This is a genomic window from Bradyrhizobium sp. Ash2021 (assembly GCF_031202265.1).
Classification (GTDB): Bacteria; Pseudomonadota; Alphaproteobacteria; order Rhizobiales; family Xanthobacteraceae; genus Bradyrhizobium.
In genome coordinates this window covers 4,202,501-4,225,776 of record NZ_CP100604.1, presented here as the reverse complement: position 1 = coordinate 4,225,776, position 23,276 = coordinate 4,202,501, and the positions used below count along the sequence as shown (strand labels likewise).

Annotated in this window: 24 protein-coding genes; 5 read left to right on the top strand and 19 right to left on the bottom strand. The window is 62.4% G+C overall.

Features of this window, described 5'->3' with window-relative positions; translation table 11 throughout:
• Positions 1 to 78: 78 nt before the first annotated feature.
• From NL528_RS19980 to NL528_RS19920, 13 genes are all read right to left on the bottom strand, one after another.
• Positions 79 to 1,689: a class I adenylate-forming enzyme family protein gene (locus NL528_RS19980; RefSeq protein WP_309184385.1), complete on the bottom strand. Its 1,611-nt coding sequence runs from the start codon at positions 1,687 to 1,689 to the stop codon at positions 79 to 81.
• Positions 1,690 to 1,700: 11 nt separating this feature from the next.
• The gene (gene panB, locus NL528_RS19975) at positions 1,701 to 2,540 is read right to left on the bottom strand and encodes a 3-methyl-2-oxobutanoate hydroxymethyltransferase (protein WP_309184384.1); all 840 of its coding nucleotides are present in this window, start codon (positions 2,538 to 2,540) and stop codon (positions 1,701 to 1,703) included.
• A 3-nt stretch (positions 2,541 to 2,543) separates the two neighbouring features.
• Entirely contained in the window at positions 2,544 to 3,128 is a 585-nt protein-coding gene (locus tag NL528_RS19970; RefSeq protein ID WP_309184383.1) for an NnrU family protein, read from the bottom strand.
• A 201-nt stretch (positions 3,129 to 3,329) separates the two neighbouring features.
• Positions 3,330 to 3,941 carry a hypothetical protein gene (locus tag NL528_RS19965; protein WP_309184984.1) on the bottom strand — a complete coding sequence of 204 codons (612 nt, stop codon included), beginning with the start codon at positions 3,939 to 3,941 and terminating at the stop codon, positions 3,330 to 3,332.
• Between the two features lie 64 nt (positions 3,942 to 4,005).
• Positions 4,006 to 4,140, bottom strand: a complete 135-nt coding sequence (locus NL528_RS19960) for a hypothetical protein (RefSeq protein ID WP_309184382.1) — start codon at positions 4,138 to 4,140, stop codon at positions 4,006 to 4,008.
• A 159-nt stretch (positions 4,141 to 4,299) separates the two neighbouring features.
• Positions 4,300 to 5,919, bottom strand: a complete 1,620-nt coding sequence (locus tag NL528_RS19955; protein ID WP_309184381.1) for a peptide chain release factor 3 — start codon at positions 5,917 to 5,919, stop codon at positions 4,300 to 4,302.
• Positions 5,920 to 6,018: 99 nt separating this feature from the next.
• A complete protein-coding gene (locus tag NL528_RS19950) occupies positions 6,019 to 7,023 on the bottom strand; it encodes an anion permease (RefSeq protein WP_309184380.1) in 1,005 nt (334 codons plus the stop codon).
• Positions 7,024 to 7,034: 11 nt separating this feature from the next.
• A complete protein-coding gene (locus NL528_RS19945) occupies positions 7,035 to 7,679 on the bottom strand; it encodes a DUF47 domain-containing protein (protein WP_074278755.1) in 645 nt (214 codons plus the stop codon).
• A gap of 153 nt (positions 7,680 to 7,832) precedes the next feature.
• Positions 7,833 to 8,801 (bottom strand): branched-chain amino acid ABC transporter permease, encoded by a 969-nt coding sequence (locus tag NL528_RS19940; protein WP_309184379.1) that lies wholly within the window; start codon positions 8,799 to 8,801, stop codon positions 7,833 to 7,835.
• 1 nt (position 8,802) lies between these two features.
• A complete protein-coding gene (locus NL528_RS19935) occupies positions 8,803 to 9,696 on the bottom strand; it encodes a branched-chain amino acid ABC transporter permease (protein WP_309184378.1) in 894 nt (297 codons plus the stop codon).
• A 65-nt stretch (positions 9,697 to 9,761) separates the two neighbouring features.
• Entirely contained in the window at positions 9,762 to 10,982 is a 1,221-nt protein-coding gene (locus NL528_RS19930) for an ABC transporter substrate-binding protein (protein WP_309184377.1), read from the bottom strand.
• Between the two features lie 35 nt (positions 10,983 to 11,017).
• Positions 11,018 to 11,761, bottom strand: coding sequence for an ABC transporter ATP-binding protein (locus tag NL528_RS19925; RefSeq protein ID WP_375144028.1), 744 nt, complete (start codon positions 11,759 to 11,761; stop codon positions 11,018 to 11,020).
• Positions 11,754 to 12,509: an ABC transporter ATP-binding protein gene (locus NL528_RS19920; RefSeq protein WP_309184376.1), complete on the bottom strand. Its 756-nt coding sequence runs from the start codon at positions 12,507 to 12,509 to the stop codon at positions 11,754 to 11,756. The genes NL528_RS19925 and NL528_RS19920 overlap by 8 nt, the downstream gene beginning before the upstream one ends.
• Positions 12,510 to 12,880: 371 nt before the next feature.
• Here NL528_RS19920 and NL528_RS19915 point away from each other — a divergent pair, with 371 nt between their 5' ends.
• Both NL528_RS19915 and NL528_RS19910 read left to right on the top strand, forming a co-directional pair.
• Entirely contained in the window at positions 12,881 to 13,483 is a 603-nt protein-coding gene (locus NL528_RS19915; RefSeq protein ID WP_309184375.1) for a PAS domain-containing protein, read from the top strand.
• Between the two features lie 4 nt (positions 13,484 to 13,487).
• Positions 13,488 to 14,114, top strand: coding sequence for a hypothetical protein (locus tag NL528_RS19910; protein WP_309184374.1), 627 nt, complete (start codon positions 13,488 to 13,490; stop codon positions 14,112 to 14,114).
• On the opposite strand, the gene NL528_RS19905 is transcribed toward NL528_RS19910, so the two are convergent.
• Positions 14,111 to 14,482, bottom strand: coding sequence for an ArsC family reductase (locus NL528_RS19905; protein ID WP_309184373.1), 372 nt, complete (start codon positions 14,480 to 14,482; stop codon positions 14,111 to 14,113). The genes NL528_RS19910 and NL528_RS19905 overlap by 4 nt on opposite strands.
• A 14-nt stretch (positions 14,483 to 14,496) precedes the next feature.
• On the bottom strand, positions 14,497 to 15,816 hold the full coding sequence (locus NL528_RS19900) for a dicarboxylate/amino acid:cation symporter (protein WP_309184372.1): 1,320 nt from the start codon (positions 15,814 to 15,816) through the stop codon (positions 14,497 to 14,499).
• Positions 15,817 to 16,041: 225 nt separating this feature from the next.
• Between NL528_RS19900 and NL528_RS19895 the strand changes: the two genes are divergently transcribed.
• Both NL528_RS19895 and NL528_RS19890 read left to right on the top strand, forming a co-directional pair.
• Positions 16,042 to 16,200, top strand: a complete 159-nt coding sequence (locus tag NL528_RS19895) for a DUF5993 family protein (RefSeq protein ID WP_309184371.1) — start codon at positions 16,042 to 16,044, stop codon at positions 16,198 to 16,200.
• An 8-nt stretch (positions 16,201 to 16,208) separates the two neighbouring features.
• Complete coding sequence (locus tag NL528_RS19890; protein ID WP_309184370.1) at positions 16,209 to 16,763, top strand: disulfide bond formation protein B; 555 nt, start codon at positions 16,209 to 16,211, stop codon at positions 16,761 to 16,763.
• On the opposite strand, the gene NL528_RS19885 is transcribed toward NL528_RS19890, so the two are convergent.
• A complete protein-coding gene (locus NL528_RS19885) occupies positions 16,760 to 17,464 on the bottom strand; it encodes a glutathione S-transferase N-terminal domain-containing protein (RefSeq protein WP_309184369.1) in 705 nt (234 codons plus the stop codon). The two genes, NL528_RS19890 and NL528_RS19885, sit on opposite strands and share 4 nt — an antisense overlap.
• Before the next feature lie 80 nt (positions 17,465 to 17,544).
• On the opposite strand from NL528_RS19885, the gene NL528_RS19880 reads away from it, so the two are divergent.
• Positions 17,545 to 18,408: an SDR family oxidoreductase gene (locus tag NL528_RS19880; RefSeq protein ID WP_309184368.1), complete on the top strand. Its 864-nt coding sequence runs from the start codon at positions 17,545 to 17,547 to the stop codon at positions 18,406 to 18,408.
• A gap of 26 nt (positions 18,409 to 18,434) precedes the next feature.
• Here the strand turns inward: NL528_RS19880 and NL528_RS19875 are convergent, their stop codons facing one another.
• The 3 genes from NL528_RS19875 to NL528_RS19865 all read right to left on the bottom strand — a co-directional run bounded on the left by NL528_RS19875 (position 18,435) and on the right by NL528_RS19865 (position 23,140).
• Positions 18,435 to 20,927 (bottom strand): DEAD/DEAH box helicase, encoded by a 2,493-nt coding sequence (locus NL528_RS19875; protein WP_309184367.1) that lies wholly within the window; start codon positions 20,925 to 20,927, stop codon positions 18,435 to 18,437.
• A 193-nt stretch (positions 20,928 to 21,120) separates the two neighbouring features.
• Positions 21,121 to 21,819: a GNAT family N-acetyltransferase gene (locus NL528_RS19870; protein ID WP_309184366.1), complete on the bottom strand. Its 699-nt coding sequence runs from the start codon at positions 21,817 to 21,819 to the stop codon at positions 21,121 to 21,123.
• Entirely contained in the window at positions 21,803 to 23,140 is a 1,338-nt protein-coding gene (locus NL528_RS19865) for an amidohydrolase (RefSeq protein ID WP_309184365.1), read from the bottom strand. The genes NL528_RS19870 and NL528_RS19865 overlap by 17 nt, the downstream gene beginning before the upstream one ends.
• Positions 23,141 to 23,276 lie beyond the last annotated feature (136 nt).

Genomic DNA, 23,276 nt, shown 5'->3' with positions numbered 1-23,276 from the left:
ATGGCGCTGGCAAGGCAAAGCCACCCGGATCAAAGCGTTAACGGGGTCGCGGCGGGCGGCCGGGTGGCCACAGCGGAATCAGGCCTGCTCCCGGGCCTGAGCCGCGACAAACGCCTCCCGGAGCTGCCGCTTGATCACCTTGCCGTTGGCGTTGCGCGGCAACGGCTCTGACGTCAGCGCCATCGTCTCCGGAACCTTGTAATCCGACAGCCGCTCGGCGCACCAGGCGCGCAGCGCTTCGCCGCTGACCGCGTTGCGGGTCACGATCACGGCATGGACGCGTTCGCCCAGCACCGGGCACGGTTTGGCGATGATCGCGCTTTCGATCACGGCGGGGTGGCTGGCCAGCACCGACTCGACCTCGGCGGAATAGATCTTCAGCCCGCCGCGGTTGATCATGTCTTTCTGGCGGTCGAACACGCGGACGAAATTCTGCGCGTCGATCGAGCCGAGATCGCCGGAATGCCAGAAGCCGGCGGTAAAACTTTCGGCTGTCGCCTTTGGATTATTCCAATAGCCTTTGATGACCGAGGCGCCATGGATCCAGATTTCGCCGATCTCGCCGCGCGGCAGCTCATGACCGTCGGCATCCACGACGATGATCTCGGCGCCCGGGCACGGCAATCCGACGCTGTCGATATGACTGGCGGTCAATTCGCCGGGCATGATGGTCGACGGCGACGTGGTTTCGGTCGAGCCGTAGCAGTTGATCAGCTTCAGGCCTGGAATCTCGGCATCCAGCTTCTCGATCGTGGCGACCGGCATCGGCGCGCCGCCAAAACCACCGATGCGCCAGCTCGACAAATCGTGGCTGTCGAAATCGGGCTGCAACAGGCAGAGATTGTACATCGCCGGCACCATTACCGTGTAGGTGACGCGCTCACGCGCCGCGACCTTCAGATATTCGGCGGCCTTGAACTCGGCCATGATGATCAACGTGCCGGCGCAGCGGACCATGGTCATGATGTTGGCGATGACGCCGGTGACATGGGCGAGCGGCACGGCGGCGATCGAGCGGTCCGCCGCCGTCAGCTGCAGGCAGGACGCGAACACCATCGCCGAATGGATGACGTTGCAATGCGCGAGCATCGCGCCCTTCGGCCGGCCCGTCGTGCCCGACGTGTACAGGATCATCGCGGTATCTTCTTCGCCGACCTCGGCCGGCGCGTGCGACGGGGCGCTGTCGCGTAATTTGGCGAATGGCGACGCGCCCTCGTCGCTGACGGAGATCCGGTGCTTCAGATCAGGGACATCGGCCGCATCCGGCAGGCGATCGGCGAGCGTCGCCTCGTGGATCAGCAGCTTTGCGCCGCAGTCGGTCAGGACGTAGGCGATCTCGGGCTTTTGCTGGCGGGTCGAGAGCAGCACCGTCACCAGGCCGGCATGGGCCGCGGCAAACAGCGTCAGCACGAATTCGATGCGGTTGCCGAGCAGCACCGCGACGCGGTCGCCGCGCTGCAATCCCAGTTTTTGCAATCCCACCGCGATTTGTGCGGATTGCTCGGCAACCTCGCGCCATTTCATGCGCCGCTCGCCGCACACCAGCGCTTCGGCGTCGGGATTTCTGGCCACCGCATCCGCGACCGTCGCCCAGATGCTTTTGGGCCGCGCGCAAAATGCCGGCACGATCCGGTCGCCGAAGCGTGACTCGAGCCGCATCGCGGGAATGGGATGTTTCGACCAATCCATCGTTCGCCCCGTCAGCTCTTGGCTTTCGGATCTTTGGTTTTCATATCGTAGACATGTTCGGGCCCGGGGAATGCGCGCGAGCGGACATCGGTGGCGTAGCCCTCGATGGCGGCCTCGATCGCAGGCCCGAGATTGCCGTAGCGGCGAACGAATTTCGGCGTCCGCGGCGACAGGCCGAGCATGTCCTCCAATACCAGTACCTGGCCGTCACAGGCCGCACTGGCGCCGATGCCGATGGTGGGAATCGCAATCGCCGCGGTGATCTTCCTCGCCAGCGGCTCGGCGACCGCCTCGATCACGACCGAAAACGCGCCGGCGTCCGAAATCGCCACGGCGTCGTTCTCGATCGGCTCCCAGCTGCCCTGCTCGCGGCCCTGCGCGCGAAACGAGCCGAGCGTGTTGATCGATTGCGGCGTCAATCCGATATGGCCCATCACGGGAATGCCGCGGTCGACCAGAAACGCGACCGTCTCCGCCATCCGCACGCCGCCTTCGAGCTTCACCGCGCCGCACTGCGTCTCCTTCAATATCCGCACCGCGGAATGAAACGCCTGCTCCTTGGAAGCCTCATAGGAGCCGAAGGGCATGTCGACTACGACCAGCGCGTGGCTCGAGCCGCGCATCACCGCCCGCCCCTGCAGGATCATCATATCGAGGGTCACCGGCACGGTGGTCTCGAACCCATGCATGACATTGCCGAGGGAATCGCCGACCAGGATGGCGTCGCAATAGCGATCGACCAGCGCCGCGGTATGCGCGTGATACGACGTCAGCATCACGATCGGCTCGCCGTTCTTGCGGGCGCGAATGTCCGGCGCCGTCTTGCGCCGGATGGCAGATTGAACCGACATGACTTAAGCTCCGACCACGGGAACGCCGATCACGACCGGGTGGAACGCGAAGGCCAGCGCGAGATAGGCGACGATCCCGACCGCGATCGCGATCAGATCGTTGCCGGGACCGCCGACGGGGATCGGCGGTGCGCCGGCGTCGGGACGATGTTTCAGCGAAATGCGGTCGAACACCGCCCATCCCAGAAACGAGCCGAACAGGATGATCGAGCCGATATCGCCATTGGCGAGCAGATGCGCCGCCGCCCACAGCTTGATGCCGGCCAGCATCGGATGTTTCAGCGCCGCGTAGATCCGGCCGCGGATATAGGACGCCACCACCAGGATGACGGCGGGAAGCATCAGCGCCACGGTGATATGCTTGAACGCGGTCGGCGGCGACCAGACATCCCACATGCCGGCCGCGCGATAATCGGCAAAACCCCGGACGATCAGGGCCAGGCCGGCGATCGAGGCCAGCGCATAGCCGATCTTGTAACCACCCTCGCCCATCGAGACGACGAACCGCGCGCGCAAATCGCGCTGGGTGGTGAGCGTATGGACACCGACGAACAGGATGAGGCCCAGGATCATCACCAGCAGTCCCATGACGTCCTCTCCCTGTGTGGCCGGCTTTTCCGGATATCGCCTATCACTTTAGAGGCCAGGGCCGCAATGCGCCAAAATGCAAGAGCCGTCATTCCGGGATGGTCCGAAGGACCAGACCTCACGTCAGATGCGCAATTGGGCATCGGGGAATCTCGAGATTCCGGGTTCGCGCTTTCGTGCGCCCCGGAATGACGTGGTAGCTCACGGCTTCTGCGCCTGCGTCCCCAGATCGCGGTTGTCGACATAGCGGATCGCGATCGGCCGCCCGGCCAGCGAGCCACCGAGGCCAGCGGTGAATTTCAGCGGCAGGCAGGCATAGAGCGACGCGTTGATGGCTTTCAGGTAGGTGGCGCGGGTGTCCGCCGCGGCGCCTGACGTGGAAAAGGTCATGCGCGGCGGGGCGATCATCTCGCCGCTGCGCTTGAAGCTGAAGCGCACCGACATCTGCATGCCCGCGCGCGCGGCCTCCGCCGGCGGCGGCGACCAGCAGGATCGCAGCGCCGCGAACAAGTCGCCGATGGTATCGAGGTCGTGATCGGGCTTTTGATATTTGGCAGCCTGATCCTGCGGCGGCACGGTTTCGATCGTGAGTTGCAAGTCCTCGCCGTAGGGGTAATCGATTTCGGGGATGCAGGGACCGTGATTGAACACGCTGCAGAAATACGGCGTACAGGGCCGGCCATCGAGCACGCTGCACGGCGCATGCGCAAACGGCGTGGCGTCGATATGGCGCCGCTGCCCGGCGTCGGCGCTCCCCGAGACACTGATGGCCACGAATGTAACGAACAGGCAAATGACGATGCGCCGGAACATCAAGCAAAACCTCCAGTCCGGCCAACATGATGCGCGCATCAGCCGGGTTCAAGCCTGACCGCAATCACATCCCCGCGTTCATGGCCGACAGTTCCGCGATCAGCGCCTTCTCGCTGGGCTGGTCGAGCACGCCGGTGGCATGGAGGGAAAGTGAAAACAGGTTTTGGTTGCCGCGCGACGGCGCCCAGGTGCTTTGCACGCGGCGGCGACGCGCCCACGGCTGTCATCGCCCGGCTTGACCGCGCGACCCAGTATCCCAGAGGCGTTAGCGATCAATCGACAGGGCGCGGCGTACTGGGCCCCCCGGTCAAGCCGGGGGACGACGAGGTAGTAAGCGCGGCTAAGAGTGCCCCCACCCTTACGCCTTCTTCTTCACGTCCTTGACGCTGTTAAAGTTGATGCCCTCGGCACGCTCTTTGGTGTAGCCGAGGTAAAATTCATTCTTGGCCAAAAACACCGGATCGCCATCGACGTCGTCGGCAACGCCGGAACCATTGGCAGCGATGAAAGCTTCCAGCTTCTTGCGGTCGTCGGACGAAATCCAGCGCGCCAGCTGGAATTCCGAGACTTCGAATTCCACTGGCAGCGAATATTCCGCGTCGAGCCGCGCCTTCAGCACGTCGAGCTGCAGCGGCCCGACCACGCCGACCAGCGCCGGCGCACCGTCGCGCGGCCGGAACACCTGCACCACGCCCTCCTCCGACATCTGCTGCAGGGCCTCTTTCAGCTTCTTGGCCTTCATCGCATCCGTCAGCCGCACGCGGCGAACGATCTCCGGCGCAAAACTCGGCACACCGACGAAGGTGATATCCTCGCCTTCGGTCAAGGTGTCGCCGATCCGCAACGTGCCGTGATTGGGAATGCCGACGACGTCGCCGGCAAAAGCCTCGTCCGCCACCGAACGATCCTGGGCGAAGAAGAACTGCGGGCTCGACAGCGACATGTTCTTGCCGGTGCGCACCAGTTTTGCCTTCATGCCGCGGCTGAGTTTTCCCGAGCACAGCCGCGCGAACGCGATGCGGTCGCGGTGGTTTGGATCCATATTGGCCTGGATCTTGAACACGAAGGCGCTCATGCGCGGCTCCGCCGCCTCGACCTTGCGCAGATTGGAATCCTGGGCGCGCGGCGGCGGCGCAAACTTTCCAAGGCCCTCCAGCAAATCGCCGACGCCGAAATTGCGCAGTGCGCTGCCGAAATAGACCGGCGTCAGATGGCCCTCGCGAAACGCGTCCAGCTCGAACGGCTTGCAGGCTTCCGACACCAGCGCGAGTTCGTCCTTGATCTCGCCGACGTCGAGATTGGCGTTGCGGCCAGCGAGCTCGGCGATGTCGATCTGTTGCGTCGCCCCGGTCTTGGCGCCGCCGCCTTCGAGCAGGCGGACGCCGCCATTGATGACGTCGTAGGTGCCGAGAAAATCGCGACCGCGGCCGACCGGCCAGGTCATCGGCGTGGTATCGAGCGCCAGCGTCTTTTCGATCTCGTCCAAGAGATCAAAGGTATCGCGGCTCTCGCGGTCCATCTTGTTGATGAAGGTGATGATCGGGATATCGCGGAGGCGGCACACCTCGAACAGCTTTCGGGTGCGCGCCTCGATGCCCTTGGCGGCGTCGATCACCATCACCGCGGAGTCGACGGCGGTCAGCGTCCGATAGGTGTCCTCGGAAAAGTCCTCGTGGCCCGGGGTGTCCAAAAGGTTGAACACCAGGCCTTCGAACTCGAAGGTCATCACCGACGTGACGACCGAAATGCCGCGCTCGCGCTCGATCTTCATCCAGTCGGAACGGGTATTCCGCCGTTCGCCCTTGGCCTTGACCTGCCCCGCGAGGTTGATCGCGCCGCCGAACAGCAGCAACTTTTCGGTCAGCGTGGTCTTGCCGGCGTCGGGGTGGGAAATGATGGCAAAGGTCCGCCGCCGCGCCACTTCATCTGATAGCGGCGACCGGGCTGGCGATTCGGCTGTAACGGCAATGTCGGACATGGGGTTGAGCGTTTGGCAGGGAAAGCGGGCCGGATCAAGGAGCAAAAAAGCACCCTGGATATAGGGACTTACCGGCCCGGCTCCAACCGGCCGATCGGATTATCGCAGCAGCACCACCGCCCAATAGGCCAGCGCCGCCACGATGGCTGAGGCCGGAATGGTAATCACCCAGGCATAGACGATCGAACTCGCCACGTTCCAGCGCACCGCCGAGGCCCGCCGCGCCGCGCCGACACCGACAATGGCGCCGGTAATGGTGTGCGTGGTGGAAACCGGAACCCCAAGAAAGGTCGCCAGGAACAGAGTGATCGCGCCCCCGGTTTCGGCGCAAAACCCCTGCATCGGCGTCAGCCGCGTGATCCGCAGTCCCATGGTGCGGACGATCCGCCAGCCGCCCATCAGCGTACCCAGCGCCATCGCGGCCTGGCACGCCAGGACCACCCAGAACGGGATCTCAAAGTGGTTGCCGAGGTGGCCTTGCGAGTAGAGCAGCACCGCGATGATGCCCATGGTCTTCTGCGCGTCGTTGCCGCCATGGCCGAGCGAATACAATGAGGCCGAGACGAATTGCAGGATGCGGAAGGCGCGGTCGACCGCGAACGGCGTCGAGCGTACCGACAGCCACGACACGATCGCGACCAGCACCAGCGCCAGCAAAAATCCGACCAGCGGCGACAGCACGATCGCGAGCAGCGTCTTGCTGAGGCCGCTCCAAACCGCGGCGGACAATCCCGCCTTGGCCATACCGCCACCCACCAGCCCGCCGATCAGCGCATGCGAACTGGACGACGGTATCCCCAGCGCCCAGGTGATCAGGTTCCAGACGATGGCGCCGACCAGGGCCGCGAAGATCACGGTGGCGTCGACCACGCTCGGTTCGATGATGCCGGTGCCGATGGTATTGGCGACGTTAAGCCCGAACACCGCGAACGCCACGAAGTTGAAGAAGGCCGCCCAGATCACGGCGTATTGCGGACGCAGCACCCGGGTCGACACGATCGTGGCGATCGAATTGGCGGCGTCGTGCAGCCCGTTGAGGAAATCGAACAGCAGCGCGACCGCGATCAATGCGACCAGAACGGGAAGACCAAGCGCGGCGTCCACTCGTCCCTGCCCTATACCTGTTCGATCACGATCGAATTGATCTCGTTGGCAACGTCGTCGAAGCGGTCGGCGACTTTCTCCAGATGGTCGTAGATCTCGGCGCCGACGATGAAATCCATCGTGTTGGCGTTGCGATGCTTGAGGAACAGTTCCTTCAGTCCGATGTCGTGGAGGTCATCGACCCGGCCTTCGAGCTTGGTCAGTTCCTCGGTGATCGCCGTCAGCATCGCGACGTTGTCGCCGATCGCCGATAACAGCGGCAGCGCGCGCCCGACCAGATTGGCGCACTCGACCAGCAGCGTCCCCATTTCGCGCATCGGCGGCTCGAACGTGCGCACCTCGAACAGCACCACCGCTTTCGCGGTCTGCTGCATCTGGTCGATGGCGTCATCCATCGCCGTGATCAGGTTCTTGATGTCGCCGCGATCGAACGGGGTGATGAAGGTGCGGCGGACCGCGGTCAGCACTTCGCGGGTGATGTTGTCGGCGTCGTTTTCGAACTGATTGACGCGCTGGCAGAACACCGGCGTTTCGTCGCCGCCGCGCAGCATCTCCTGCAACGCCTGCGCGCCCTGCACGCATGTCTGGGCATGCCGGGCAAACAGGTCGAAAAAGCGTTCCTCTTTGGGCAAAAAGGCACGAAACCAGCGCAGCATGGGCTTGTCCATCGTTCCGTAATGGCCGCATCCGACGACCCGTCACAAAACTGTCATAGACCATTCGCAGGGAAAGCGCGCCACGGCAGGCCCCCTGAAACCGGTCATCCACCGCTTTGTGGGGCCGTAAAACGGTTCCGGAAATCGGCCGCTTTAGAGCGACCGCCGGAAATAATGCGCGATTTCGCCGATCACGCCGCGGCGGAACGTCAGCACGCAGGCGACGAAAATACAGCCCTGGATCACCGTCACCCACTGGCCGAAGCCGGCCAGATATTGCTGCATGGCGATGATCACGAAGGCGCCGACCACCGGACCGAATACGGTTCCGAGACCACCCACCAGCGTCATCAGCACGATCTGCCCGGACATCGCCACTTCAACGTCGGTCAACGACGCGTTTTGCGCCACAAACACCTTCAGCGAGCCGGCCAATCCCGCCAGCGTTCCCGACAGGATATAGGCGAGCAGCTTGTACTGTTCGGTCTTGTAGCCCAGCGATATCGCGCGCGGCTCGTTCTCACGAACCGCCTTCAGCACTTCGCCGAACGGCGAGTTGATGGTGCGGAAAATCACCAGAAATCCAAACAGGAATCCGGCTAGGACGACGTAATAGAGGATCGTCGAGTTGGCGAGGTTGAAAATTCCGAACAGGTAGCCCTGCGGAACGCCCTGGATGCCGTCCTCGCCATGGGTGAACGGCGTCTGCACGTACACGAAAAACAACAGCTGCGACAACGCCAGCGTGATCATCGCGAAGTAGATCCCCTGCCGGCGAATAGCGACAAGGCCGGTGATCACGGCGAGCGCGGCCGCGGCGCCGGTACCGGCGAGAATACCGATCTCGGGCGGCACCGCCCAGACTTTCAGGGCATGGGCCGTGACGTAGCCCGCCGTCCCCAAGAACATCGCGTGGCCGAACGACAACAGTCCGCCATAGCCGATCAGGAGATTGAAGGCGCAGGCCAATAGCGCAAAGCACAGCGCCTGCATCACAAAGAACGGATAGATTCCGGTCAAAGGCACGATCGCCAGCAGCCCCGCCATCGCGCAGAACGCGATGATCTCGTCGCGCATCGCACGCGGAGGAACCCGAATCGTATCGTCGGTCATCGCTGTCATGTCAGGCCGCCCGTCCGGTCAGTCCCGTTGGCTTCACCAGCAACACCAGGACCATGAACACGAAGACCACGGTGTTGGAAGCCTCGGGATAGAAATATTTCGTCAGTCCCTCGATCACGCCGAGCGCAAAGCCGGTCACGATCGATCCCATGATCGAGCCCATCCCGCCGATCACCACCACCGCGAACACCACGATGATCAAATTTTCGCCCATCAGCGGCCGGACCTGGTTGATCGGCGCCGACAACACGCCGGCGAGCGCGGCGAGCCCGACGCCGAGCCCGTAGGTCAGCGTGATCATCCGGGGCACGTTGATGCCGAAGGCGCGCACCAGCGTCGGGTTTTCGGTGGCGGCGCGCAGATAGGCGCCGAGCCGGGTGCGCTCGATCAGGTACCAGGTCCCGATGCAGACCACGAGCGAGAAGATCACCACCCAGCCGCGATAGATCGGCAGGAACATGAAGCCGAGATTCATGCCGCCCTGCAATCCGTGAAATCCTCCGATCGTTGGATAGTCGGGGATCGCATAGGGCAGACCGGATGAGCCGAAATAATTCTGGAACACGCCCTGAATGATCAGCGCCAGCCCGAATGTCAGCAGCAAGCCGTAGAGATGATCGAGGCCGGCCAGCCATTGCAGCATGGTTCGCTCGAGGATCATCCCGAAGATACCCACGACGATCGGCGCGATAATCAGCGCCGGCCAGTAGCCGATGCTGAGGTACGCATTGTTGAGCAGGAAATACGCGACGAAAGCGCCCATCATGTAGACCGCACCATGGGCGAAATTGATGATGTTGAGCATGCCGAAGATCACGGCAAGCCCAAGACTGAGCAGCGCGTAGAACGAGCCGTTGATCAGTCCCACCAGAAGCTGTGCGTACAGAGCCTGCATCGATTTGGCTTTCGCTACCTAAAGTGAAGCCCGCCGGCGGCTTGATCGCCGGCGGACCATGATAGTTATTTCTTCAGCAACGCGCACTTGCTTTCCGAGAGCGGCGTGAACGCCTGGTCGCCCGGAACGGTGCCGACCAGCTTGTAGAAATCCCAGGGGCCCTTGGACTCCGAGGGCTTCTTCACCTCGAACAGATAGGCCGAATGGATGGTGCGGCCGTTCGGTTGAATTTCGCCCTTGCCGAACAGCGGATCGTCGGTCGGCATCGACTTCATCTTTTCCACGACCTTGACGCCGTCATGCGGATTGCCGCCGAGCGCGTCCAGCGCCTTGAAATAGTGGATGAGGCCCGAATAGACGCCGGCCTGCACCATGGTCGGCGGCGCGCCGTTCTTCATCCGCGCGGCGAATTTCTTGGAGAACGCCCGGGTCTGGTCGTTCAGGTCCCAATAGAAGGTCTCGGTGAAGTTGAGGCCCTGCGCGGTCTCCAGGCCGATCGCCTTGATGTCGGTGAGGAACAGCAACAATGCTGCGAGCTTCTGGCCGCCCTTGACGATGCCGAATTCGGCCGCCTGCTTGATCGAGTTGGTGGTGTCGCCGCCGGCATTGGCAAGGCCGATGATCTTGGCCTTCGACGACTGCGCCTGCAGCAGGAACGAGGAGAAGTCCGAGGTGTTGAGCGGATGCTTGACACCGCCGACGACCTTGCCGCCATTGGCGTTGATGACGGCGGTGGTGTCACGCTCCAGCGCTGCGCCGAAGGCGTAGTCCGCGGTCAGGAAGAACCAGCTGTCGCCGCCGGCCTTCACCAGCGCCTGACCCGTGGTATGGGCCAGCATGTAGGTATCGTAGGTCCAGTGCACGGTGTTGGGCGTGCACTGCGCGTTGGAGAGGTCCGAGGTCGCCGCACCCGAATTGATGTAGACGCCGTTCTTTTCCTTCACCACGTTGTTGACCGCGAGCGCGACACCGGAATTCGGCACGTCGACGATGACGTCGACCTTGTCGACGTCGAACCACTGCCGGGCAATCGCGGTGCCGATGTCGGGCTTGTTCTGGTGATCGCCGGAAATGATGTCGATCTTCCAGCCCTTGGCCGCGAGGCCGGAATCCTCGGCCGCCATCTGCGCCGCCAAAGTCGAGCCCGGCCCGCCGAGATCGGCGTAGAGCCCGGACTGATCGGAGAGCGCGCCGATCTTGACGGTCTTGTCCTGCGCGAATGCGAAACCGGCCGACGCCAGCGTCAGCGCGGTGCCGAGCAGAAGCGTCGAAATCGAATTCTTCATGCTGTGATCCTTTTTGGTTTTCTGGTCCGGCGGTTTCAGACGCCGAGATAGGTGTGGAGCTTGTCCATATTGGCCGACAGCTCCGAATTGGCGAAGCCGTCAATCACCTTGCCGTGCTCGACGATGTAGTAGCGATCGGCGACCGTCGAGGCGAAGCGAAAATTCTGCTCGACCAGAAGAATGGTGAATCCCTCCTTCTTGAGCCGCGCGATGGTGTGGCCGATCTGCTGGATGATCACCGGCGCCAGACCTTCGGTCGGCTCGTCCAGCATCAGGAAGCGGGCGCCGGTGCGCAGGATTCGCGCGATCGCCAGCATCTGCTGCTCGCCGCCCGAAAGCTTGGTGCCCTGGCTGTTGAGGCGCTCTTTCAAATTCGGGAACAGATCGAAAATCTGATCCAGCGACAGCCCGCCTGCGCGCACGATCGGCGGCAGCAGCAGGTTCTCGCGCACGTCGAGGCTGGAGAAAATCCCGCGCTCCTCGGGACAGAACGCGATCCCCATCCGCGCGATCTTGTCGGACGAGGTGCGCGTGATTTCCTTGCCGTCGAAGCGGATCGAGCCGGTGCGCTTGCCGATGATCCCCATCACCGATTTCAGCGTGGTGGTCTTGCCGGCGCCATTGCGGCCGAGCAGCGTCACCACCTCGCCGGCATTCACATTGAAGTTGATGCCGTGAAGGATGTGGGATTCGCCGTACCAGGCCTGCAGATCGTTGACCGACAACACTTGCGTGTCCGCCGGTTTCGCGGCGGCTTCGGCCATTTTCAGTTCAGGCATGACCGGCCCCCAGATAGGCTTCCTTGACGCGCTCGTCCTTCGACAGGTCGGCATAGTTGCCTTCCGCCAGGACCTGACCGCGCGTCAGCACGGTGATGATGTCGGACAAATTGGCCACCACGGACAGATTATGTTCGACCATCAGGATGGTGTACTTCGCCGAAATGCGCTTGATCAGCGCCGCGATCTTGTCGATGTCCTCATGGCCCATGCCGGCCATCGGCTCGTCGAGCAGCATCATCTCCGGGTCGAGCGCCAGCGTCGTTGCTATTTCAAGTGCGCGTTTGCGCCCGTAGGGCATCTCGACGGCCGGCGTGTTGGCAAATTCGCTCAGGCCGACATCGTTCAGCAGTTCATGGGCGCGGTCGTTGAAGCGGTCGAGCACGCTCTTGGAGCGCCAGAAGTCGAAGGAACTGCCGTGCTGGCGCTGCAGCGCGACACGGACATTTTCGAGCGCGGTCAGATGCGGAAATACCGCCGAAATCTGGAACGAACGCACCAGCCCGAGGCGCGCCACATCGGCCGGCGCCATCGCGGTGATGTCCTGCCCCTTATAGAGAATCTGCCCCGCCGAAGGCTTCAGGAATTTGGTCAGCAGGTTGAAGCACGTGGTCTTGCCGGCGCCATTCGGCCCGATCAACGCATGAATGCTGCCGCGGCGCACCTTGAGGGCGACGTCGCGAACGGCAAAGAAACCCGCGAATTCCTTGGTCAATCCATGGGTTTGGAGAATGAACTCATCGGCCAAACAAATTTCCCCCATCAGCCATCGCCGCGAAGTCCCCTCGCGTGTGGCCAATTTTTTCCTAACCAGCCAGGTTCTCCCGGACGCCTTGGAACGCCCGGACCTGCCGCCTCCGGGCCGGAATATGCCGTTAACGGCGGGGATTAGGCAAGGTGGAAAGCTCGGCTTGTGCAAAGCATTAGGACCGGTTCCGAATCCGCCCTTAGTCGAATTGCCGGTGGACAGGATCATCCGGGTTTGCCAGCCGTTTTCCGCCGCCTCCCGCAAACCGGAAAGCGAGCGTTAACGGTGTTTTGCTGCAATCACGCGTTTTCATAGAATATTTCCGCCTCGGGCCCATCATGGCGTGATTTACATATTTAGGGATCGCGGCTTTGCATTTCGAAAGCGCCAACCCATCGGTCGTCAAATCGATCAAGCAGCGCGACCTGCTCAACAATTGGCTGCGGCTTTACGTCCGCGACCATTCGCTGCCACGCATTGACGAATATCAGCCGGCGCGGATCGAGGATGAACTCCCGGACCTGGTGTTTTGCACCGTCGATACGACGTCTGAGCCGCCGCGGCTGACGATCCAGAGCGACGGCACGCGGATGTCGAGCGCCTATGGCAGCACCGGCAAGGGCCGCTATCTCGACGAATATCTGGGCACGAGGCTCGCGCCGATCGTGATGCCGGTCTATTACGAATGCATCGTCCGCCGCCTTCCCGCCTATACCATCGCCAATATCGATGACATCTACGGGCGAATCGTTGCCTATGAGCGGCTGCTGCTGCCGTTCTCGAGCGGCGGCAACGTCACCCACATCATCGCGTCGCTGAAGACCATCAGCGAGGACGGTGGCTTCGAGATCAAGAATCTGATGCGTGGAAACGACAAGCTGCCGGTGCCGAAGCTTCGCACCATTATCGATCGCGATCTTTTCCATTGCGCACCCGGCCGCATTCCGCCCGGCGACGTCCTCGAATTCGGCTAGCTCCATGGAATTCGAAAGTTCCGATCCCTCGGTGATCAGGTCGATCAAGCAGCGTGAGCTCCTGAACACTTGGCTGCGCGCCGCCGCCAGGCACCGGCCCCTCCCCCTCATCGGCAACTTCCAGCCGAACCGCTTCGGCGAAGAACTGGCCGACATGATGGGATTTGATGTCAGGGGCGTTGGCGACAGCGCGCGCTTCCTGATTACCCAGGAGGGCGTTCGTCTGACCGCCACCTATGGCAACGAGCATATCGATCCGGACCAGCGAACCAACCGCTACCTCGACGACGCGATCGGGCCAGTACGTTACGCCAACGTGATTGAGCTATATCGCGCTTGCGTGACGCACAGGCGGCCGGCCTATTCGATTTCAACGGTGCAGGACGCCGACGGCAAGGACGTTTCCTATGAGCGGCTGCTGCTGCCGTTCGGCAGCAGCTCTAACGTCGAGCAGATCGTCGGTTCCTACAAGAGCATCAGCATCGAGGGCGGCTTCAAGATCAATAATCTGATGGGTCTGAAGCCGAAAGCCCTGCCCGTGATCCTGATCAGGGCCATCATCGATCGCGAATTCGTTCCGAGCCGCGCAGACCGGCGTCTGTCCGACGACGATGTGATCGAGCTGGATTAGCCCTTCCGCCCGCGCGGCTTCGACGCCACTTCGCTGGCGTAGATGTCGGGCTTGAAGCCAACAAGCAATTTGCCGCCGAGGTCGAGCACGGGCCGCTTGATCATCGAGGGCTGGGCCAGCATCAGCGCCAGCGCCTTGCGCTCGTTGAGGCCTTCCTTGTCAGCATCGGGCAATTTCTTGAACGTGGTGCCGGCGCGGTTGAGCAGCGTCTCCCAGCCGACTTCGTCCGACCATCGCTTGAGCTTGTCCTTCGCAATGCCCGCGGTCTTGTAGTCGTGGAAGTCGTAGGCCACGCCATGGCCGTCGAGCCAGGTCCGCGCCTTCTTCATGGTGTCGCAGTTCTTGATGCCGTAGATGGTGATGCTCATCGCATGTGTCTTTCCTAAGTTGCGCCGGGCTCGAGCGCCTCGCCGAGTTCGATCGGATGCGCCATCGCCTCGTGCAGCCTGTCCTTGTCGAGTTCGCCTTCCGAGCGGCTGATGACGATGCAGGCAACGCCATTGCCGATCAGGTTGGTCAGCGCGCGGCACTCGCTCATGAACTTGTCGATGCCGACAAGGATGGCGATCGACTGGATCGGTATGTCCGGCACGATGGAAAGGGTCGCGGCGAGCGTGATGAAGCCCGCCCCCGTCACGCCGGAGGCGCCCTTCGAGGTGATGATGGCGATGCCGAGAATGGCGAGTTCGTGCCAGATCGTCAGGTGGGTGTTGGTCGCCTGGGCCAGGAACAACGTCGCCAGCGTCATGTAGATATTGGTGCCGTCGAGATTGAAGCTGTAGCCCGTGGGAATGACGAGCCCGACCACCGGCCGCGACGCGCCGAGGTGCTCCATCTTCTGGATCATCTGCGGCAGCACCGTCTCCGACGACGACGTCCCGAGCACGATCAGCAGTTCGTCCTTGATATAGGCAATGAAGCGGATGATCGAGAAACCCGAGAGACGTGCAATCGCGCCGAGCACGATCAATACGAACAGCACGCTGGTCAGATAGAAGGTGGCGATCAGCGCAATCAGGTTCCATAGCGAATTGAGCCCGTACGCGCCGACCGTGAACGCCATCGCCCCGAAGGCGCCGATCGGCGCGACGCGGACGATGATCGCGATCACCCTGAAGAACATTTTGGCGGCCTGATCGATCGCATACGCGATCGGCTCGCCGGCCTTGCCGAGAAAGGCGACGGCAAAGCCGGAAAGGATCGAGATCAGCAAGACCTGCAGCAGGTCGCCGCGGGCGAGCGCCCCGAAATAGCTGTCGGGAATGATCCCGAGCAGATGCGCGACGATGCCTTCCTCCTTCGCCTTGCTGACATAGGAGGCGACGGATTTGGGATCGATCGTAGCCGGATCGATGTTGAAGCCGTGCCCGGGCTGAAGCACTTCGCCGACAATCAGGCCGACGGCCAGCGCCACGGTGGACACGACCTCAAAATAGATCAGCGCCTTCAGGCCGACCCGTCCGACGCGCTTCAGATCACCCATCGAGGAAATGCCGTGCACGACGGTGCAGAAGATCACCGGCGCAATCATCATCTTGATCAGTGCAATGAAACCGTCGCCGAGCGGCTTCAGCTCCTTGCCGAGATCCGGATAGAAATAACCGATCAGGACACCGAGCGCGATCGCAATCAGAACCTGAAGATACAGGATCTTGTACCAGGGCTGATGATGGCTGGCAGGGCGGATTGCTGCTGTGGTCATGGCGCGCTCGGAACGGGAACGAGGAAGCTCGTGGGCCATCATGGGATAGAGCTGCGCGGCGGACAATGAAAAATCATCTCGCGGCGCATCAAGGTAATGTCATGACCCACGGCAAGGACCGCCTGCGTTCGTCGTCCACCGCGTGGCTGATGGGCCCGTTTTTATTCAAAGCGGATCGGCGAATCAGCCATAAACTGCCGTCGCATTCGCTGCCGGGGGCCGATGATGGAATTCACCGCACTGCTTCTCGCCATTACCATCGTCATGCTGGTCGCCTGGCGCGGCCCGCGTCCGCTCGCGCTCGGTCTGTTCGCCGCCGTCATGATCGCCTGCGTCGCGACCTATCTGCACCACGCCACCGATACGCTGAAACTGTCGTTCTGAGATATGCGATGACCCAAACCCGCGCCATCACCCTGAGTGCGCTTGGCCTCTATGCCGTAGCGCTGGTGCTGGCGGCCGCGTTTGCCGCGCAATTCGTGCTGCACGAATTGCCCTGCCCGCTGTGCCTGCTGCAGCGCATCCTGTTCGCGACGCTGGCCATCGGCCCCATTCTGAACATCCGGTTCGGACCGCGTCCCAGCCATTACGCGATGTCGCTGTTCGAAGCCGTTGCCGGCGCGGTCGTTTCGACGCGACAGGTACTGCTGCATATCATGCCGGGAGACGCCGGCTACGGCTCGGCGCTGCTCGGCTTTCATTATTATACCTGGGCGCTGATCGGCTTCGTCGCAGCCATTGTGCTGCTCGCTTCCATCCTGCTGTTCGACCGCCAGTTCGACGACACCGCACCGCAACCGATCTCCCGCGGCGCTTTCGCGCAAGCCGCGGTGTGGCTCGTGATCGGCCTGACGGCGCTGAATGTGGTCTCGACGCTGCTGGAATGCGGTTTTGGCGCCTGCGCCGACAACCCCACGGTCTACGAACTGCTCAAGCACGCCGCTTAAGGCCGTTTCGGAATGTTCAGGCCACGCTCCACGGCAGGACGCGCCAGGCCGCGCTCCAGCCAGGCGGGCACGTGTGTGAGCGTATCGAACGCAACGATCTCACGCGCACCGTAAAAGCCGACCAAATTGCGCACCCAGCCGAGCATGGAAATGTCGGCGATCGTATAGTCGTCGTCCATGATCCACTGCCGCCCCGCAAGGTGCGTCTCTATCACCCACAGCAGGCGCTTTGACTCCGCGACATAGCGCTCGAGCGGCCGTTTATCCGGAAAATCCTTGCCGGCGAATTTGTGGAAGAAGCCGACCTGGCCGAACATCGGCCCGATCGCGCCCATCTGGAAGTGCAGCCATTGGATGGTCTGGTAGCGGCGCGCCGCGTCCGGGGGCAGCAGTTTTCCGGTTTTCTCGGCGAGATATTGCAGGATCGCGCCGGACTCGAACAGGGGAAGCGGCCTGCCGCCGGGGCCATCCGGATCGAGGATCGCCGGGATCTTGCCGTTCGGGTTCAGCGACAGGAATTCGGGCGTCTTCTGGTCGTCTTTGCTGAAGTCGACGAGATGCACTTCGTAGGGCAAGCCGATCTCTTCCAGCATGATCGAGACCTTGACGCCGTTTGGCGTCGGTAGCGAATAGAGCTGAAGGCGGTCGGGATGTTTGGCTGGCCAGCGTGCGGTAATCGGAAAGTCGGAAAGACCGGACATCAAAACTCGTTCTTTGCTTGGTTCTTGTTGGATGGCTAATGTACGGGCCTATCCGCACCTGGCAAGGGCCGGCGTTACGCATGAACGATCATCAGACAACCGAGAAGATTGGCCTGACCGACGCGGAGCTTGCGATTCATCCGACCGTGTTCGCGGCCGACCTGCTCAGAGATCAGGTCGTCCTCGTCTCCGGCGGTACCGGCGGCATCGGCCGCGCGATCGTCTGGCTGTTTGCCCGGCTCGGCGCGCATGTCGCCGTCGTCGGCCGCAATCAGGACAAGCTCGACGCCCTCGTCGCCGAATTGGCCGGCCGAAACCTCAGGGCATCCGCCTGCGTTGCCGACATCCGGGAGCCGGATGCGATCAACGCCCTGTTCGAAACGATCTGGGCGGCGCATGGCCGCGTCGACCATCTCATCAACAGCGCCGGCGGCCAGTTTCCGCAACCCGCAATCGACTTTTCGGTGAAAGGCTGGAACGCGGTCATCAACACCAATCTGAACGGCACCTGGTACATGATGCAGGCGGCCGCCCAGCGCTGGCGCGACCACAAGCATCCCGGCAGCATCGTCAATATCGTGGTGGTGACAACGCACGGGCTTTATGGCATCGCGCACACGATCGCGGCGCGGTCCGGCGTCATCGGATTGTCGCGCGCCGTCGCCGTCGAATGGGCGCCGCTGAACATCCGGGTGAACTGCGTGGCGCCCGGTGCGATCGAGACCGAGGGCTGGAACGTCTACACGCCGCAAGCCCGCGCCGCCTACCCGCGCTCCAACCCGATGATGCGCGCGGGCTCGCCCTGGGACATCGCGGAGGCCAGCGTGTATCTCGCGGCGCCTTCAGGAAGGTTCGTCACCGGCGAGACGCTGACGGTCGATGGCGGCGGCCAGTTGTGGGGCGAGACGTGGACCACGGGCAAGCCGGCGTATTTTGGCGACTAAGGCCATCGTTCGACTGCCGCCGCCCGTCACGCCGTCCTGCCCCGCAAGCTGTCCGCGAACGCGGAAAGCATATCGGCAACTTTTCTCGCGGTTTCCGGTGCCGGCAGCGGCATTTTGAGGTTTTGCGCGCCGGTGTTTGGATCGCGCTCAATCCACGGATGCGCGGCGGCGTCCGGATTGCTGGCAGCAGCCAGCGCGGCAATAAACTGAGCGCCAACCTGCGCCAGGGCTTGCCACGGGTCGGAACTCGTATCGCGCGGTGGTGCTGCGGACCCATCGGCCCGAGCCACCGCCGTCGATCGAGCGTCAACGCTTTGATCCGCACCGGCCGCTTCCACTGATCCCGCGCCATCGGCGGTGACTATATTCGTCACTTCCTCTGCCGGCGTCACGGCCTCGCCCTCACCCATATTTCCGGTGACGCTCTCCACCTCCTTCATGAAGCGGCTGAGACGCGAACCGCCAAGCGAAATCTCGCCACTGCCGCCGTCGAGAATTCCGGCCGACAGCGAGCGCTTGAAGGCCAGCACCGAGAGCATGCCCTCTTCGATGGTGCCCTTTGCCACGAAATTGATGACCCGCACCGGTCGCGCCTGGCCCATGCGATGGATGCGAGCGATACGTTGTTCGAGGACCGCCGGATTCCACGGCAAATCCATGTTCATCAGGGTCGAAGCATGCTGCAGATTGAGACCGGTGCTCCCGGCATCGGTCGACAGAAACACGCGGCAGGCGGGGTCGTCGCGAAACCGCTCGATCAGTGCCGGGCGCTTGTCCGACGGCACACCGCCATGGAAACTGACGTAGCCAACCCCCCGCGCTTCGAGGCGGCGGATGACGATGTCATGGGTCCGCGTCCATTGCGAAAACACCACCACCTTGGCCTCGGGATCGGCGAACAAATCATCCAGCAGTGCCGCGAGTTCGTCGGCCTTGACGCCATGATCGGTTTCCTGGTCCAGCAGATAGGTGCTGTTGCACGACATGCGCATGTTCTGCAGGGCAATCATCAGCCGCCGCTGGTCCATGTCCGACAGAAATTTGGTCTTGCGCCAGCGCCGGACGATTTTCGCCACCTCATCGGCGTTTTCCTTATGATGATCCATTTGCATTTCCGTCATCGGCACCAGCAGGTTCTGGTCGGTCCGGCTCGGCAGTTGCCGCAGTACCTCGGCTTTGCGGCGGCGAATCATGATCGGCGCCAGCGTTTGGCCGATCTTCTCCAGCCCGGTATAGCCGGTGACTCGACCGGCTTCGTCCTTGACCTGATGCTCGTGCAGCAGCTTCCAGGTTGGCCCCAGCCGATGCTGATCGACGAACTGAACGATGGAGATCAATTCCTCCAACTTGTTTTCCAGCGGCGTGCCGGTCAGCACGATCGCATAGGAGCTATCAATCCGCTTCAAGGCGCGCGCCGCAATGGTGTTCCAGTTTTTCACCCGTTGGGCTTCATCGACGATGACCAGTTCGGGCGCCCATGCGGCAATCAGGTCTAGATCGGGTTGCAGTTTCTCGTAGTTCGTGATCTTGCAGAAGTCGTCCAGGGCGTAGTCCTTCTGCCGCTGCGCTCGACCGCCGTTGATGACGCGTGCGGCATCTTCACCTTCCCGCCCCGAGAAACGCGCAATCTCGCTTTGCCATTGATATTTAAGGGAGGTTGGGCAGACCACCAGAACTTTCGAGACGCCAAAATCCCGCGCCAATATCTCTGTCGCGGCGATCGCCTGTATCGTCTTGCCGAGCCCCATATCGTCGCCGATGAGGGCCCGGCCAATCCGCACTGCGAACAGCGCGCCGTCGGCCTGGTAGGGATAGAGTGGCACCTTCAAAAGAGACCGCAGCTTTGGATCGGTGGCGCCGCGCGGGAACAACTGCTCGAGCTTCGAAGCCCGACGGTCCGCGTCCCGTCTCCCGGCGACGAAATCGAGCGCATCGTCGTACGCGCGCAACTCATGACCGCTCTTCGACACCATGGTCATGAAGCGGTCCAGTTCGCCAAGGCGATCGTCCGGCAACATTCCATCGTGCCCGGCGTCGAACAAGTCGGCGGCGGCCTCGCTCACCTCCGGCGGGCAATCCTTTCCGGCGCGAAAATGCACGCGGCGTTTGCCTTCATTGCGTAGATACAACTCGGAAAACGCCGGCTGGTAGCCGCGCGCGAACGCTGTCCTGGCGCCGCGCTTTTTTTCCAATCGCCCAAGCGTGAATTCCAGGTGCTTGCAGGTTCCCAACTCGCTGGTGGCATAATCAGGGCATGAACAGAAATTGCCCCCCGGTCCCAAGCCTCGAATCGCCACGCGATAGCTGGACTTCGAAACGGGATTGCTGACCCGAAATTCGGAGAAAAACGGTTCGCTGCCGAGGTTTTCAAGCCCGAACACTTGCTCGCGGCCGAACTGGCGGCGCAAGCCGCGTTGCCAGGCCAGCGGCGATAGATCGGCGGGCGCATGGGTGCGGGAGAGCTTCGGTTCCTTCTTCGGCTTGGCAGTGAAATTCAGGTTTCGGCGCGTGGATTTCATGGCAGGACGTCCGTTCGGAAGAGGTTTCGCGGCCAACGAAGATTCGAACAAGCCGAGTTCGCGGCCCAACGGCTTCATCCTAGAACAATTCGCGCAAGGGTTCGACCGGCCTCATGCTCATATTTGGGGACGTTTAATAGCCATCGGTCGAGATAGCCTTGATCGCTCCTGCTCAATCATTGCTGGCGAAACATCAAATCCGTTTCTGCAACACCGTCACATGCAGGCGACGGCGGATTTCCATTCCCTGCCCGATGGCGGACGTGTTGTTGGAAAATACATGCAGGAAGGGAATCTCTCCCCGCGACACGATCTGGCGGGCAACCGCGCCAAGCAGCATTTGCGCGTAGCCGCGGCCGCGATGATCGGGATGCACGCAGACGGCCGTCATCTCGGTGTAATGGCCGGGCTTCATGCGCTCGCCCGTCATCGCGACGAGCTGACCATCGATGCGGATGCCGAGAAAAGTACCCAGCTCATGGGTGCGCGCGCTGAAGGGCCCTGGTTTTGTGAGCTCGGTCAACGCCATCATCTCTGGAACATCGTTGACGCCGAGTGTGACGGTCTCAATCCCAGGAAGCGAGCTTTCCGCGGGCGTTCCAATCATCTGCTCTCCTGTTTCGGCCAGCAGAATCTTGAACTCATCGGGCGCAGTCACGGCGTCCGGCGTGAACAACACGGCGATTTCGGATCCGGACAGGATCGCGCCGAGCGCAGCGAAACTCTGTGGCGACATATCCACCATGTCCGCGAACGGCGCGATCGCAGGCGGATAACGCCGCGCCAGGGCACCGCCTTCCGCCAGCGACTGTTGCCGGGTCGTCAGCGCGCCCCAGATCGGACGATCAAGCGGATGCACCGGAACCGGACGGCTTTCACTTGCCACGAGCATGCTGATCGAACGCGCTGAGCACGGCGAGCGTCATGGCCGTAACGCCGGTTTCAATGGTCGGCTTCGGCACCGGCGCGAACAGCGGCGAATGATTGGACGGCAGTTCAGGCCCGGTGCCGTTGTTTGCCGCGACGAAGCGTTCAAGTTCGTAGACGCCGATGTTGAAAAACATCGACGGCACCCCGGCATTGACGAATTCGGAATAATCCTCGCTCGGCGTGCCCGGCGGCGAGGTCCTGAACTTGTCGCCGAACGCGGCCTTCAGCACCTTTTCGGCGGTCGCCACCACCTGGGGATCGTTCATCACGGCCTTGGCGCCCTCGGTGATCTTGATCTCGGGCGCGGGCGCATCCGACATCGCGGCGACGGCCTTCGCCGTCCGCTCGATCCCCGCCAGCATCTTGGCGCGGACCTCGGGCTTGAAGGTACGGATGGTCCCACGCAGCAGGACGTCGTCGGGAATGATGTTTTCGGCCGTCCCGCCCTGAATGGCGCCAATGCTGACCACGCCGAATTCGGTCGGGTCCTTTTCGCGGCTGATCACGCTTTGCACGTCGACAACGAAGCGTGCGGCCATCATCACGGGATCGATGGTTCGCTGCGGCGCCGCGCCGTGACCACCGCGGCCGTGGAACGTAATTTCGAGGCTGTCGGAATTCGACGAGCCGATGCCGACGCGATAGCTGATGTAGCCGTAGGGGAAGGGCCCGTCGTGCAGGGCAAAGCCGAAATCGGGTTTCTTGAATCGCGTGAACAGGCCTTCATTCAGCATCGCCTTGGCGCCCGACACCGTTTCTTCGGCGGGCTGGGCGATGAACATCAGGGTGCCTTGCCACTGGTCTTTCAGGCCGACCAGCGTCTTTGCCGTCCCTACCCAGCTCGCCATGTGGATGTCGTGACCGCAGCTGTGCGCCACAAACGTCTCCCGGCCGTTCCAAACGGTCTTGTCGTGGCTTGCATAGGCAAGACCGGTTTTCTCCTCCATCGGCAGCGCGTCGAGCTCGGTGCGCACCATGATGGTGGGACCGTCGCCGTTTTTGTAGATCGCGACCAGCCCGGTCTTGCCGACCTTCTCGGTAACCTCAAAGCCGAGCGCGCGCATTTCGGCAGCGAGTTTTGCGGCCGTCTTGACCTCCTCGAAGGCGATCTCCGGATGGGCGTGGATATCCTTGTAGAGGGCGTCGAGCTTTGGATAGTCGGATTCGACCGATTTCTCGATCGTGGCCTTGAGGCGCGCAACGTCCATCTCCGCGTGCGCGGGCAAGAACGTCGCCGCCCACAGCGCGGCCGACATCAGGAAAGGCTTGGCAAAATGTTTCATGGCACTGACGCTCCCTGTGTGCCCAAATCCGGATTTCACGATCGAACGCGAATTGCACGAGACGGACAACTTGAACCTCCGATAGATGGGTGTCCAGAGCATCGGTTCTGATCGAATCAGAACCAGTGCACTAGCT